Origin of the sequence: Neobacillus thermocopriae (genome assembly GCF_010975035.1) — a bacterium.
Lineage (GTDB): Bacteria > Bacillota > Bacilli > Bacillales > Cytobacillaceae > Neobacillus > Neobacillus thermocopriae.
This window is the reverse complement of record NZ_JAAIUV010000018.1, coordinates 1-14,392: the sequence shown is the minus strand read 5'-3', so window position 1 is coordinate 14,392 and position 14,392 is coordinate 1. Positions and strand designations below refer to the sequence as shown.

The following is a 14,392-nucleotide window of genomic DNA, read 5'->3' as shown; positions in this document are numbered from 1 at the left end:
AATGTAAATTGTTTGTTATTACAAAACGCTGTTTCTAATCCTTCTAAAAAAAAGATATCATGTTTAATGGTTAATTACAATAATATTCACAAAATTCAGGTCGTTCCTACCTTCCTTCTTTCATGAGAGACTTTCCTCTCCTTCTTTATCTCCACACAACGAGCAGGTGTCGGAAATAGTTTTCCAGCATTTAATAAATTATTCGGATTGAACACTTCTCTAATGTTGGTTTGAGCCATGATTTCTTCATCCGTGAACACAAACCGCATTTCTTCTTTCTTTTCAATGCCCACTCCATGCTCTCCTGTAATGGTGCCGCCTGCATCCGCACATACCTTAAGACAAGCACTACCTGCCTTTAATGCTTTTTCGGACTCACCCGGTATTCTCGCATCGAACAAGACAAGTGGATGAAGATTTCCATCTCCTGCATGAAAAATGTTAGCGATCCGTAACCCGTATTCCTCACTTACTTTTTGAATGCGATCTAATACTTCCGGTAGTTTACTCCGTGGAATGACACCATCCTGCACTAAATAATCTGGTGAAATCGCTCCCATTGCCCCAAAGCCTGTTTTCCGATTTGCCCACCATCTGTTGCTCTCCTGTTCATTTTGGGCGACTTTTACTTCCCGTACATTTCTTTTTTTGCATAGGTCAAGAATTTGATTGATTTGGTCGTTAATCCCTGCTGAAATTCCATCTACCTCAATTAAAAGCATGGCTTCAATATCCTTTGGATGGCCTACAGGAAAGGCAGCCGCTTCCACCCCTTCGATCGCAATTTTGTCCATCATTTCTAGTGCAGCGGGTACAATCCCTGCCGAAATGATATCTGAAACAGCTTGGCTTCCATCCGAAACTTTATCAAAATAGGCGAGAATCGTTTGTTTTGCTTCTGGTTTTTTCAATATTCGAACAATAATTTTTGTCACAATCCCTAAAGTACCTTCAGAACCAGTTAATAACCCAAGCAAATCATATCCTGGTGTGTCCAAAATGCCGTTTTTACCTATCTCAATAATTTCACCATTCGGCAGTACCACTTCGAGACCAAGAATATGGTTCGTGGTCACCCCATATTTCAGACAATGTGCTCCACCAGCGTTTTCAGCCACATTACCGCCAATTGTACAACAATATTGACTAGATGGATCAGGTGCATAATAGTAGCCTTTATCCGAAATAGAGTTGGTAAGTTTGAGATTCACATAGCCAGGCTCTACGACGGCTCTTCTATTTTCTAAATCTACATTTAGTAGACGCTTCATTCTTACTAAACTAATAATGACCTCACCATTTATCGGAATCGCACCACCACTTAACCCTGTACCAGCTCCTCTCGCAAGAAAAGGCAATTGGTTGTCAGAACAATATTTTACGAGTTTGGCTACTTCTTCCGTATTCTTAGGAAAAACGACAGCCTTTGGTAAATGCTTATGAAGGGTAAAACCGTCACAATCGTATGCTATCAAATCTTCTTTATGATAAAGAATCGAGTGTTCTCCACCGACGATGGCAGCCAAGTTTTGTATATGCTTATCGTCTGACTGGATCCTCCTTTCCGCCAAATCAATCCCCCCTATTTTTCCATTCATCTTCTTTTTGATACGCCCAGTCTAGTAACTGAACAGTATGGACAATTTTTTGATTTCTACCATATTTTTGAACTCCTAACGCCATTTGGAGCATACAACCAGGATTACCCATAGAAATCATTTCCACATCCTCAGGCACATTTTCCATTTTACTTTTCAACACAGCTCCTGCCATTTCTGGATTGGTAATATTATATATCCCGGCACTTCCGCAACATCTATCCGCGTTTGGCATATGAACCATTTCAACGCCAGGAATATCAAGTAAAAGATCACGCGGCTCTTGACGAATCCCTTGGCCATGGGCGAGATGACAGGCATCATGATAAGTTATTCTCGTTTTGATTTCAGCTTTTGGCTTTTCATACCCTGTGTCATACAGGTATTTCGAAATATCCTCTACTTTCTTCGAAAATTCTACTGCTTTTTTATGCCATTCAGGGTCATTTTTAAATAGTTCTGGATATTCCTTCATCATGCAGCCACAACCGGCTGCATTAACGATTACCTTTTCACAATCTTCAAATGCCTCTATATTTTGCTTTGCTAGTTTTCTTCCTGTCTCACGGTCTCCAGCATGAACATGCAAGGCACCACAGCAAGTTTGATTTTTCGGGATGACCACATTATTTCCATTACGGGTTAATACATTAATGGTTGACTGATTAATATCACTGAACATGACATCCATGATGCAGCCTGTTAAGAACCCAACTTCATGTTTTGCTTTTCCCTTTGCTTTAATGACCATTTCATTTTTATATTTTTTACGTACCGGCTCTTTTATCTCTGGTAAAATCGCTTCCATCTCGACTAAATGTTTTGGCATAATATGAATCAAACCCGTTTTTCGAACTATCTTTTGCATACCGCTTTTTTGATAAAACTTTAAAAGGCTTCCTATTGCATTCAATCGGTTTTGATGAGGGAACAACCCTTTTAGAAAGAGATCATTTACCGCCTTTTTTACCCCAGTAAGCGGCATCGCCTGACGAATTTGGCCACGAGCTTCTTCAATTAAACCGCCCACATCCACATCAGCGGGGCAAGCGGTCGTACATGCCCGACAATCAAGACAGGCAAATACCGGATCCATAAATTGCTTATTTACTTCCAATTTGCCTTCCGCCACAGATTTAATTAAATACACTCGTCCTCTAGGCGAATGCTGTTCCATTCCCGTTTGTTCATAGGTAGGACATGATTCTAGACACATCCCACAATGAACGCAGTCTGCCCATTTATTCTCGTCTGGAGGATCATTCCAAAGATAATTCCCCAATCCTTTTGTTGTACACATCGGGCTCTCCTTTATCGGCGCTTCTTTTGAGCTCATCGTTTAAATCCCCCCTACAAATCGTCCTTGATTTAATATTCCATTCGGATCGATTTTATTCTTGATCCCTTCTAATAGGAAGAAATGAGATGGCTTCTTTCCCCAGACCTCGATTTTTTGTCGAAGTATTAGCGGCAAATGCTTTACAACCACGTACCCACCCATCCGCTCAACCGAATTTCTCAACCATTGGATCGCTGAGAGTACCTCTTCTGATGAACCTTTTACGATCACTTGACATAAACCATGGCCGAGTCCTCCATGTGCGAGGATGGAAATAGGGTGAGAATCTTGTAATAGCTGGACTTCTCTTAGGACGTTTAAAACATCCAGATTCACTACACCGATTTTCAAGGCAGCCTCTATTGACTGAGTATCAGTAAACTCTGCTGCTCCATTTGGGGCGATTTGATAAAATTGATCCCAAAATGCTCTAGCCTTGTTCTGGGAGAGAATATCTATTTGCGATTTTTCCGGCTGGATTTTATGAATAAATTCCTCTTGATAATGAACGGAGCTTTCGTTATCTTCAAAACTGATAGCAAGGGTATATTGGTGGTGTCCTGTTAATTTTTCCGCCAATAAAGGATTTAGTAACTCTAAAGCTACAGGTTCCAGCATGGAATCTAGTACTTTAATCGCAAAGGAACGGATCTCTTGTAAATCTCCATTTGGAAAATGTAATAATACTAGACTTTCATACTTCGGTAATGGACGTAGCTTAAGCGTCACTTCGGAAATCACCCCAAGTGTCCCCATGGATCCAATAAAAAGCTTATTCATATCATAGCCGGCAACGTTTTTCACCACTTTACCACCGGTTCGAATAATCGTTCCATCAGGATAAATCACTCTTAATCCAATAACGGCATCTCTAGATGAGCCATAACCAAGGCGTTTAGGACCACTATCATTTGCCGCAATGACGCCTCCAATAGTAGCATCCCCAGGCCAATTCACATCCAGAGCAATTTTTTGATTGTGCGCGGCAAGAGCGTTCTGCAAGTCTTTAAATGGAGTTCCTGCTTTAACGGTCAGCGTCATGTCCCCAACGGTATGCTCCACAATGCCATTCATATTTGCTAAAGATAACAAGATATCGGCTGATTCGTTTCCTCCACCAAATCCTCTTTTTGTCCCACCACCGACAATTGAAATCTTTTTTCCATGGGTATTGGCATATCGCAAAATTTTAGCAATTTCCTCTTCTGAGTCAGGATATACCGTAATTTTTCCACCATTCCCGAGCGGATGAATCTCTCCTTCTTCTTCAACCATACGCTCTTCTGGTAAAATCCCTTTTAAGTCTACTAAAAGGTCTGTTTGTACCATTTTTCCCCACCTTTTCATTTGTATCGTAATAAGAAACAATGTTTCTAATTTTTGCAAAAAATCATTATCTCTTTTTATTTAACCATGTGTGGAAATATTTTTCAAATAAATATTTAGAATTTATTATATAATCTGAAAATTAACAGGAACTAAATCTAAAAAAATTGTCCGTAGGAAACTCCTACGGACAACTTCGGATTTTTTTGAATGATGCTTTGTTATTGGATCATTGCCTCATTTGTGTGACTCGTTCTAGTAACAAATCAACAAATTTCTTACAACGTTTTCTATCTTCACTTTGTGGAGTAATCTCTATTTTAAGAGTAGCAGCCAACGTTGTATGGACATAAAGCATATCCCTTAATTGATCCACTGCTCCACAAAATTGTTCGTAACCACTATCTCCTGTGCCCGCAACACCCGTTACCACATGTTTAACATTCTGCATTTCAAATGCATGATACAAATTCATCATCTCATATGGTATTTCTCCATTGCCCCATGTGTACGTTGCAACGATCATAGCATCAAATTGGTCAATAGCCATATCTTGAAATTGTTCCACCCGGTAGACCTTAACCTCTACATTTCTTTGAAAAAATAAATCTCGAATCAAGTAGACTAGTTCTTCCGTGTTTCCCGTTTTAGAAGTATATACAATGGCTATTTTCATAGTTCATCAAATCCGTTTAAATGGGAAACTTTTGAATACGTTCTTGGCTTCTGTTCAAAAAAGTCAGACTTCGTACCATTTTGCATTTCATCACTAAATACATGGATCCATGGCATTGGATTCTCTCGTTCCTTGTATAAATTTTGTAAACCAAGTTGACGAAGGCGTTTATTAGCCAAGTATTCGGTGTATTCCTCATACTCCTTTAAATCAATTCCGTCGATATCCTTTAATACGTACTGAGCCCATTCCTTTTCCAGTTTCACCGCTTGATCGATCGTTTGATAAATATATTCCACGTTCTCCTGATGATTTAATGTTAGGTTTTCTGTTAATAGAATTCTTAAAAATTGAGCCATAAAATACGCATGTTGCATTTCATCCCTTTGGATATAACTGATCATCGTACTCGTTTTCAACATTTTTTGCTGACGAGCAAGATGATAGAAGAAGGCAAAACCGGCATAAAAATAGATTCCCTCAAGATTAATCGAATTCACTCCCAGCTCAAATAAATGCTGAGGAGTCGGATTGTCGCGAAACCTTTCATAGGCATCCAAAATCAATTGGTTCCTTTTTTGAACAATTGGGTCACTTTTCGCCTGATTAAACCGAGAATTTTGCTCGCTCAATGGGACAAGGGAACTTAAAATATAGGAATAGGATTCATTATGTACAGCTTCCTGTTGAGCAATCACAGCAAATATTGCTTTAAAACTCGAATCAGTGACATAATCCATTACCTGCGTCATTGTTGGTGTTTGAAGGCTATCTAATGAAGCCAATTGGGTATTAATCCTTAAAAAAGTATCTTGTTCCGCCTCTGTAAGCAGGTCCCATTGCTTAATATCATCCTGCATATTGATCTCCTGTGGTATCCAAAAATTTGACAGCAATGTATGATACAAATCATACATTTGTGGATAGGCAATATCGTTCCAATTCAGGAGACCCGATGACTTTCCATTAATAATACCAGTGGATTTATTAGGAAACTCTGGATTCAAAAGCTTGATTTTATTTAATGTTACATGATTGTTCATAAATATCTCCTCCCATTAACTATGACAAGCTTCACATTCTTCGTTTTCTGTCTGCGAAGTGCTTCGAATATAGTACGTCGTTTTTAAGCCCTGTCTCCAGGCTTCCAAATGAAGATTCAGCAGTTCCTTTGCTTTTATGTCATGACGGACATATAGATTAAAGCTGATTCCCTGATCGATATGTCTTGTGCGTGCTGCATTTTGTCTTATGCTCCAACGCTGATCCAGTTCATGTCTTGCCCGTCGATAAAATTCATAGGTTCGATGATTTAAGTCAGGCGCCGTTACTTTTATTTTGAAGTTTTTCTTTTCCTCCGCATATTCGACAGAATAAATCGGATCAATTCCATCCGTCGACCCACCGATTTTTGCAGTAGATGAATTTGGAGCGATAGCCATCAACCAGCCATTACGTAATCCATATGCCTTGACTTCTTCTTTTAACGCTTTCCATCGGTCAGATGTATAATTTTTACGTTCAAAATACTCACCTGTCTGCCATTCCGAACCTTGAAATTGACTATAAGCCCCTTTTTCTTTTGCCAGCTCCATCGAAGCACGTATCGTATGGTAGGCAATATTTTCATAGAGTTCGTCCGTAAATTGGACCGCTTCTTCTGATTCCCAGTAAATTCCTTTTAGTGCTAAAAGGTGATGCCAACCAAATGTACCGAGTCCGATTGCTCGAAATTTTTTATTGGTCAGCTGGGCTTGACCAACTGAAATGGTATTAATATCAATCACATTATCTAACATACGAACCTGAATTCGAATTAACCTTTCCAATACATCAGCAGGTACGGCCCTTGCTAGATTAATAGATGATAAGTTACAAACGACAAAATCACCAGGTTTTCTAACAATGACAACATTTCCATCTTCATCCACATATTCTTGGACAATTTTTGTGAGAGACATATTTTGTGCAATTTCTGTGCATAGATTGCTACAATAAATGGATGTACGGCCTTTTCCAAGCAAATGTTTATTCGGATTTTGTCTGTTGACTTCGTCCCTGTAGAACATAAACGGAGTGCCTGTTTCTAATTGAACCATCATTATTCGAGCCATAATATCCATTGCCCGATATGTTTTACGCGGAAGTAATGGATGGTTAACCGCCTCTTCGTATTTCTCAGTGAAATATTTTTGGTCCACTTCATCGTAAAAATCCTCTAGTCCAAGCGGATTCCCTTGCTCATCTTTCCAACCCATAAATTGCTTTACTTGATGTGGACAGAACGTATGCCATTCACCGATACTTCTGCCGTTTTCGTCTGTTTCCAGAAGCTTTTTCATAAACAAATCAGGAACGCAGACACCAATAAAAATATCATGCGCCTTTCTACGATCATCCCCGTTATTCGTTTTTAAATCGAGGAAACCATTCATCAGATCCTTATGAAACAAATCTAGGTAAACCGCAACCGCTCCCTGACGCTGACCTAATTGATCAACACTGACGGCGGTATCATTTATCAATTTTACCCATGGTATTACACCAGAAGAATTACCCTTGAATTTCTTAATATCTGAGCCAAGCGCTCTCACTTTTCCAAAATAAATTCCGATTCCACCGCCATCCTTGCTTAGCCGAGCAATATCCCAATTGTTTAAATAAATCCCATCTAATGAATCATCAACAATATCAATAAAACAGGATGAAAGTTGGCCAAAGCTTTTACCGGCATTCGCCAAAGTAGGTGTTGCCACAGTCATGTACAAATTGCTTAGTGCCCAGTATGCCTCTTTAATTAAAGATAAGCGTTTTAACTTTGGTTCATTCACCATGATTGTCATCGCAATAATCATGAACCGCTCTTGTGGTAGCTCATAGATATTCCCCTGATGATCTTTAGCCAAATAACGATCGGCAAGCAAAAATAATCCTAAATAATTAAATAATTGATCTTTATCAGGATTGATTTCTTTCGCAATCTCGTCAATTTCCTCTTTACTGTAAGAGTTTAAGAGATGACTAGAATAGATGCCGAGATCAGTTAATTGTTGAATTAAGCTATAAAAATTTCCATATTTCATTGAGGCATCGTAACCTCTTTGAAACGCTGCTTTTTTGTATAATTCATTTAAATAAAGGCCGGCTGCTAAATACGTCCAATCCGACTGATCCATAGCAATTTGATTAACTGCATAACTTAATGCATAACGATTGGCCTCAGTTGCATCCATTTCCTTTATGTACTTTTCCAATTCACTCGTATTTAACTGATACTTTACCGAAGCTTGCTTAATTGTCATTAATACATCATTTCGTTCTAATTTTTCTTGAGTAATCATAATAACTTCCCTTCCCTTATAATTAGAAAAGTATAAGCGCCCTGCCCATTGGTGTATGGGTTCTTCCCAAAAATTGCCGAAGAATTCCTTATGGTGCTCCCATTTGGAATCACGAGAATTTGTATTCACGAATGTAGTCCAGAGTGTGAACTCTTCACTATGTTGCTTACACTTTCCATCACTCGAAGTTGAATGTCTATTTTTCCAAATAAAAAAATCCGCTCAAGCGGTATTGAGCGGATGAAACGATAGCAAAGTAAAAGGAATTGGACATCAATCCCTAACAGTCGCCACCGTTTCATCTTCTCAATCCCCGAAGAAGCTGAAACATGTTAAGATAGACAGGTCTCCTGACTAATGCATCATCCTACTAAGAGTCCTTCCCATATAAGTGCCTATTCAGCTTGCTTATACAGTGGTATGCTCTGTTCGTCCGCATTTACAGTTGCGGGGGCAGTTCCGGATTTTCACCGGATTCCCTATTAAGCCATTATCGGCATCTACCTTAAAGGCAAACACAATATATAGTTTTATTCATTCATCAAACATCAATATATAGACATTAAACTAGAAACAATAATAGTACAACATGGATTATTTTTCAAGTGTTTTAGACATTCGTTCCATTTTCCTTTGTATAGAGGTGTACATTCAATCAGATCTCCTATGTTATTATCTATCTGCTATTAACCTCTTTTGACTGTCTATCCTTATACCATTGGAAAAGCCAAATCGTTATGGTCAACCAAAACCCACTTGCCATATATCCACCAATAATATCGCTTGGATAATGGACACCCAAATATATGCGGCTAATCCCGATCATGATTATCATGAATGCACTAAAAAGAATTAACATCGTTCGCCCGGTCCGAGTCCGAATATGTCTCCAAAGAAGAAAAGTTAATATACCATATACAGTAAAAGCATTCATGGCATGCCCACTTGGGAAGCTATATCCTCCAATTTCAATCAAACGATGTAAATCCGGACGGGCCCTCTGAAAAAAAGATTTTAAAGCGTGATTCAACATAGGAGAACCCGCAGTGACCACAATAAATAAGATAAGTTCTGATCGATGATGTAGGACGAGGTAAAGAAATAGGATAATCAATAGACATAGTACGATAACTACTTTTGTCGAACCAATATTTGTAAAAAATTTCATGACGGTTGTCAAAGGCGGTGTCTCCATTCCTTGAATACCCCGAATCACAGTACTATCAAAGTTTACAATTTTATTCCCTTTGACAAGCATGGACAAAAAACTAAAAGTGATGAAAGAAACCAAGCATGTCAATAAAGCTCTACTCAACGGAATTTTTTTCACTCCAATACTTCTTTATTACCTAATGGAACTACTATATTTTTTCCGTTTCTACACTATTTTAATCTAATAAAAAACCAATAACCAATTGTTGGAATTATACTTTTTTCTCCTATAGCATAATTTGCTGTGCTAATCACTCCTTTATCCTTACGCTCTTTGCCATAAAGCCAGACAACTTTCAATTGCCAATCAATACCCTTTTTTCACATTTACTTTATTGTGAAGTGGTTTTCCCTCTTCAATATTTCTCAGCGTTTCCAAAAAGCATTGCGCCCCTTCCGCAGGCGTCGTAACAGCAGAAATATGTGGTGTGATCAATACTTTTGGATGTGCCCATAATGGATGATCCTCTGGAAGTGGTTCCTCTGTAAATACATCCAATACAGCAAAGCGCAAATAATGATGATCTAAGGCATCAAGCAAAGCATTTTCATCCAGTGAAGCTCCTCTTCCGACATTGATAAATCCTGCCTCCGACAGTCGATGAAAGATGTTTTCCTTAAAAAGTTTTTCTGTGAGTTCTGTCAATGGAAGAGTATTGATGAGATAATCCATTTCAGACAATCGATCATAATGAGCCTTTACTGTCATGACTTCTTGAAAAAACTCCTTTTCTTTCCCACTTAACGAAACACCATAGACCTCTACTCCGAAATTGGCAAAAACCTTCGCTACCGTTTGGCCAATCTCCCCTGTACCGTAGATCATCACCTTTTGTTCGTTTAATAATTTCGGGGTTAACGGGTACCATTTTTTTTGCTGCTTTAACTCTTCAAATGGATCATGAAACTGTAAATCTTTTAATATGTAACTCAAACAATACTCTGCTATTCTCTGACCAAATGAGCAAATTGTTCTCGTTAAGAGGACACTTTCGTCCCAATCTTTTTTAAATAAAAACCGATCCACTCCAGCTCCTAATGAATGAACCCATTGGACATGATGATAATCAATATTAGACTTTAAATTAAATGCAACGAGTGCATCAGCCCAAACCAAATCCTCTTGAGTAAACTCTTCTTCTGCCATAAACCGAAAATTTTTCTTCAGTTTTTCCTTTTGAATAATGGTTTGGAGTTCTTTAAACATTGGACTAACTACTAATATATTATTAATTCTCATTTTTTCATCCCTCCATTTATACCTTTTCTTGCTTGGAAATAGAAATCCCTTTTCGAAAAAGAATATTCAAGATTTTTTCTATTTTTTTCATAAAATCTCTTGAACAAATGGATGGAATCTGTTATATTACAGACAATTAAATATTTTCTTACTTCAAACCTTTTGAAGTGAGGATAGAGGCGCAAAGACCATTAGTACCCATTCGGAGGATAATGAGATCCAAGGATGAATGGCGAAAGGGGAATTTGCCGAAGTTTCAATGAACCTCATTGTTCTTGAAGCTGGTTCTGCTGTTGAATAAGCACAGAACTGTCATATAGGTAAACTATATGGAGGGCTATCTCACGCATAGGAACGAATGTTGTTTATGTTTCTACTACAGCAGCGGAGGCCTTTCGCTGCTGTTTTTTGCGTTGGCCATACCCTCTACTAAAAAATTGAAAAAAAGGGTGATAAAAAATGAATTTTGGCCAAGTTATTACCGCGATGGTAACCCCATTTGATGAAAACGGTGAAATGAATTACGAAGCAACGAGGAACTTAGTAAACTACTTAATCGCTAATGGCTCTGACGGATTAGTTGTTGCTGGTACGACCGGTGAATCCCCCACTTTAACGAATGAAGAAAAAGTAAATTTATTTAAATATGTCGTAGAAGTGGCTAATGGTCGGATCCCGATCATCGCAGGAACAGGTTCCAATAATACACGAGCTTCTATTCAATTAACCCAACAAGCCGAAAATGCAGGAGTAGATGGGATTATGCTCGTTACTCCATATTACAACAAACCTTCTCAAGAAGGATTATATCAACATTTTAAGGCTATCGCTGAATCTACATCCCTACCAGTGATGCTATATAATATACCCGGAAGAAGTGTCGTGAATTTATCAGTAGAAACCATTGTACGACTTTCAAAGATTCCAAATATTGTTTGTATTAAAGAAGCAAGCGGTAATTTGGATACGATGGCTGACATTATCAGCCAAACACCAGAAGACTTTACATTATATAGTGGGGACGACGGATTAACCTTACCTGTTTTATCTATAGGTGGCGCTGGTGTCGTTTCTGTTGCTTCCCATATTATTGGTAATGAAATGCAAGAAATGATCAGGCGCTTTAAACAAGGAGATGTGCATGGTGCAGGTTTAAGACATCGCAGCCTACTTCCGATTATGAGATCATTATTTTCCGCACCAAGCCCAGCACCGGTAAAAGCAGCATTAAATATGAAAGGAATTCATGTTGGTGGACTACGATTACCATTGGTTCCATTGAATGAAGAAGAAACGTTAGCCTTACAAAAAATTTTATCAACCGGAGGAGTAGAAGTATAAAAACCGGGGCGATTGCCCCGGTTTTTCGAATCTCTAGGTGAACCTATTTGAAATTAACTATACCATCCCACGGTTGAACCTTTGATTGGATCCTACCATTTCCTACATTATTTAGTAATAATGATTGGTCCATCCTTCGTAATGATAATCGTATGTTCCACTTGAGCTACAAAACTTTTCTCCGTAATATACGTCCAACCGTCTCCTTTTTCAAATACCTCTTCTTCCAATGTTGAGATAAAAGGTTCAAACGCAATAACCATACCGTCCTTTAACAATTCATCATCCCATGGCTCATAATAATTATAAATATGATTCGGTCTTTCATGGATTCTTCTGCCAACCCCGTGACCGGTCAGATTTTTAATGACAGTAAACCCATTCTGTTTGGCCGTTTGATATACTGCCCTTCCAATTCCGCTTTTTTTGGAACCTGGCTTAATCTTATTTAATCCCGCTTCAAAAGCAAGTTGAGCCACATCACATAACTTTTCTAACACTTCATCCCCTTTACCAACCACAAAAGAGATTCCTGTATCCGCAAAATATCCATTCTTCGAACCAGAAACATCGATATTGACGATATCCCCTTCTTGAATGACACGATTTCCAGGAATCCCATGAGCCACTTCCTCATTAACACTAATACAAGTGTATCCAGGAAAATCATATTCTCCTTTTGGAGCAGAGATTGCCCCATTTTTCTCAAATAACTCTCGAGCCATTTCATCCAATTCTTTAGTGGTAATTCCAGGTTTCGTCTTTTGGACTAATTCGTCTCGAATAGCTGCTACAATTTTTCCAATTTCTTTTAATCCGTTAAAATCTGCTTCTGTTTTTGCAATCATCTGTATTTCCCCTACTTACTCATTTTTTTAGTAAAATAAACTCATAAGCTATATTGTAGCTTTTCTTTTTGGAAAAAAACAAGCTATTAATGTTTTTCTTATAAAAAATATCAACCGTTTAAATCATTTCTTACCAAATACTATCATTTTTATGTTATTATTCACCAAAAACTTTTTCATCATTTACCCTTATTGAGAAAAAAGGCAGAATTCCACCGTTTTTATGGCTTATTTATCATGAAATCTGTTACAACTTTTGCTTTTTCCTCTTTTGCTGTTAAAAACACTTCCAGTTTATAGTGACCATTTGAAAGATTGGAGATCATGAACTCCTGAGCGAACTCCTCATCATTTTTTAAATATTCTTCTTGTATCGCCTGGGTAGACAATACTTCCTTGGAAAGTTGCTTTATTTTATTACCGGTTCCATCATATAAAATATAATCAACCTGTAAACCATTTTGAAATGTTAATTTTTGAGGTTGACCTGAAATATTGGTGACCCTGTAATCTACCTTCACCCCATTTGTTCGTACTTTCGTTTCAATAGATGCCTTCCATTTTTCAGAACGATGATTATTTTGATGATTTTCGATATTTTCTTGCCTAGACCTTCCAGAAGAATTTTCCTCAAGACCGCAACTTGATAAAATTCCAATTAATATGGCTAAGGTCGTGCCTTTGATTAAACTCGTGCTTTTCATTTAGAATAATCCCCTTTAATTTTTACAGTTGTTTTTAGCAATATAGTCGCAAAAATGTAGATGAAGGTTACACATTCTACCAGAAATAGAAAATTAGACTTTTTTCAATCATTAGAAAAGCTGCCACAAAAGGCAGCTTTCTATCATGTGCGCCCGGCATGGGTGTAATCTATAGGGTGAAAGTCCCGAGCTGCGAAGGCAGAAGTAGCAGTTAGCTTAACGCAAGGGTGTCCGTGGTGACGCGGAATCTGAAGGAAGCGAGCGGCAAACTTCCGGTCTGAGGAACACGAACTTCATATGAGGCTAGGTATCACTGGGTGAGTTTGCATGACAAAACAAAGCCCTTTCTGCCGAAGGTGATACAGAGTAAATGAAGCAGATGGATGGAAGGAAAGATCACACTCTTACCCGGGGAGGTCTGATGGATACGTGAAGTACCCTTCATAACCTACTTAGTGATAAGTAGCTGAGCCATCAGAAGTCAGCAGAGGTCATAGTACGAATTGGTCTAGAACAATTCGGAAGGACTGAACAATTAAGAGAGAATAGCCCTTTGCATTCAGTGTGTCATGTTGAACACAGGAAACGGTGAATCCCGTGGGGGACCTCTTGGAGGGTGGAATGACCACTGGCATAAGAAGATAAGCTATTCACGGAAGGAAGAATAACAATGCTTTTGAATCAAATCCTGTCACGGGAGAATATGCTTTTAGCTTTACAAAGAGTAGAAAAGAACAAAGGTAGCCATGGAGTAGATATGATGCCCG

At 38.4% G+C, this 14,392-nt stretch carries 11 protein-coding genes and 2 riboswitches; of the genes, 1 reads left to right on the top strand and 10 read right to left on the bottom strand.

Annotated elements, in window-relative coordinates; genetic code table 11:
• Positions 1-95 precede the first annotated feature (95 nt).
• From G4Z05_RS11605 to G4Z05_RS11570, 8 genes are all read right to left on the bottom strand, one after another.
• Positions 96-1,598, bottom strand: coding sequence for an FAD-linked oxidase C-terminal domain-containing protein (locus tag G4Z05_RS11605; RefSeq protein WP_163252038.1), 1,503 nt, complete (start codon positions 1,596-1,598; stop codon positions 96-98).
• Positions 1,573-2,934 carry a (Fe-S)-binding protein gene (locus G4Z05_RS11600; protein ID WP_163252037.1) on the bottom strand — a complete coding sequence of 454 codons (1,362 nt, stop codon included), beginning with the start codon at positions 2,932-2,934 and terminating at the stop codon, positions 1,573-1,575. Before G4Z05_RS11600 ends, G4Z05_RS11605 begins: the two co-directional genes overlap by 26 nt.
• Before the next feature lie 3 nt (positions 2,935-2,937).
• Positions 2,938-4,266, bottom strand: a complete 1,329-nt coding sequence (locus tag G4Z05_RS11595) for an FAD-binding oxidoreductase (RefSeq protein WP_163252036.1) — start codon at positions 4,264-4,266, stop codon at positions 2,938-2,940.
• A 226-nt stretch (positions 4,267-4,492) separates the two neighbouring features.
• The gene (locus G4Z05_RS11590) at positions 4,493-4,939 is read right to left on the bottom strand and encodes a flavodoxin domain-containing protein (RefSeq protein WP_163252035.1); all 447 of its coding nucleotides are present in this window, start codon (positions 4,937-4,939) and stop codon (positions 4,493-4,495) included.
• A complete protein-coding gene (locus G4Z05_RS11585) occupies positions 4,936-5,982 on the bottom strand; it encodes a ribonucleotide-diphosphate reductase subunit beta (RefSeq protein ID WP_163252034.1) in 1,047 nt (348 codons plus the stop codon). The genes G4Z05_RS11590 and G4Z05_RS11585 overlap by 4 nt, the downstream gene beginning before the upstream one ends.
• 15 nt (positions 5,983-5,997) lie before the next feature.
• On the bottom strand, positions 5,998-8,241 hold the full coding sequence (locus tag G4Z05_RS11580; RefSeq protein ID WP_420872904.1) for a ribonucleoside-diphosphate reductase subunit alpha: 2,244 nt from the start codon (positions 8,239-8,241) through the stop codon (positions 5,998-6,000).
• A gap of 362 nt (positions 8,242-8,603) precedes the next feature.
• Positions 8,604-8,799: riboswitch (cobalamin riboswitch) on the bottom strand.
• A 157-nt stretch (positions 8,800-8,956) separates the two neighbouring features.
• Complete coding sequence (locus G4Z05_RS11575) at positions 8,957-9,475, bottom strand: phosphatase PAP2 family protein (RefSeq protein ID WP_240465369.1); 519 nt, start codon at positions 9,473-9,475, stop codon at positions 8,957-8,959.
• A gap of 324 nt (positions 9,476-9,799) precedes the next feature.
• The gene (locus tag G4Z05_RS11570; RefSeq protein WP_163252032.1) at positions 9,800-10,732 is read right to left on the bottom strand and encodes a D-2-hydroxyacid dehydrogenase; all 933 of its coding nucleotides are present in this window, start codon (positions 10,730-10,732) and stop codon (positions 9,800-9,802) included.
• Positions 10,733-10,898: 166 nt separating this feature from the next.
• A riboswitch (Lysine riboswitch) is annotated at positions 10,899-11,080 on the top strand.
• A gap of 111 nt (positions 11,081-11,191) precedes the next feature.
• Between G4Z05_RS11570 and dapA the strand changes: the two genes are divergently transcribed.
• Positions 11,192-12,073, top strand: a complete 882-nt coding sequence (gene dapA / locus G4Z05_RS11565; protein WP_163252031.1) for a 4-hydroxy-tetrahydrodipicolinate synthase — start codon at positions 11,192-11,194, stop codon at positions 12,071-12,073.
• A 107-nt stretch (positions 12,074-12,180) separates the two neighbouring features.
• Here the strand turns inward: dapA and map are convergent, their stop codons facing one another.
• Both map and G4Z05_RS11555 read right to left on the bottom strand, forming a co-directional pair.
• Positions 12,181-12,921 (bottom strand): type I methionyl aminopeptidase, encoded by a 741-nt coding sequence (gene map, locus G4Z05_RS11560; RefSeq protein WP_163252030.1) that lies wholly within the window; start codon positions 12,919-12,921, stop codon positions 12,181-12,183.
• Between the two features lie 221 nt (positions 12,922-13,142).
• Entirely contained in the window at positions 13,143-13,625 is a 483-nt protein-coding gene (locus tag G4Z05_RS11555) for a BsuPI-related putative proteinase inhibitor (protein ID WP_163252029.1), read from the bottom strand.
• Positions 13,626-14,392: the final 767 nt, after the last annotated feature.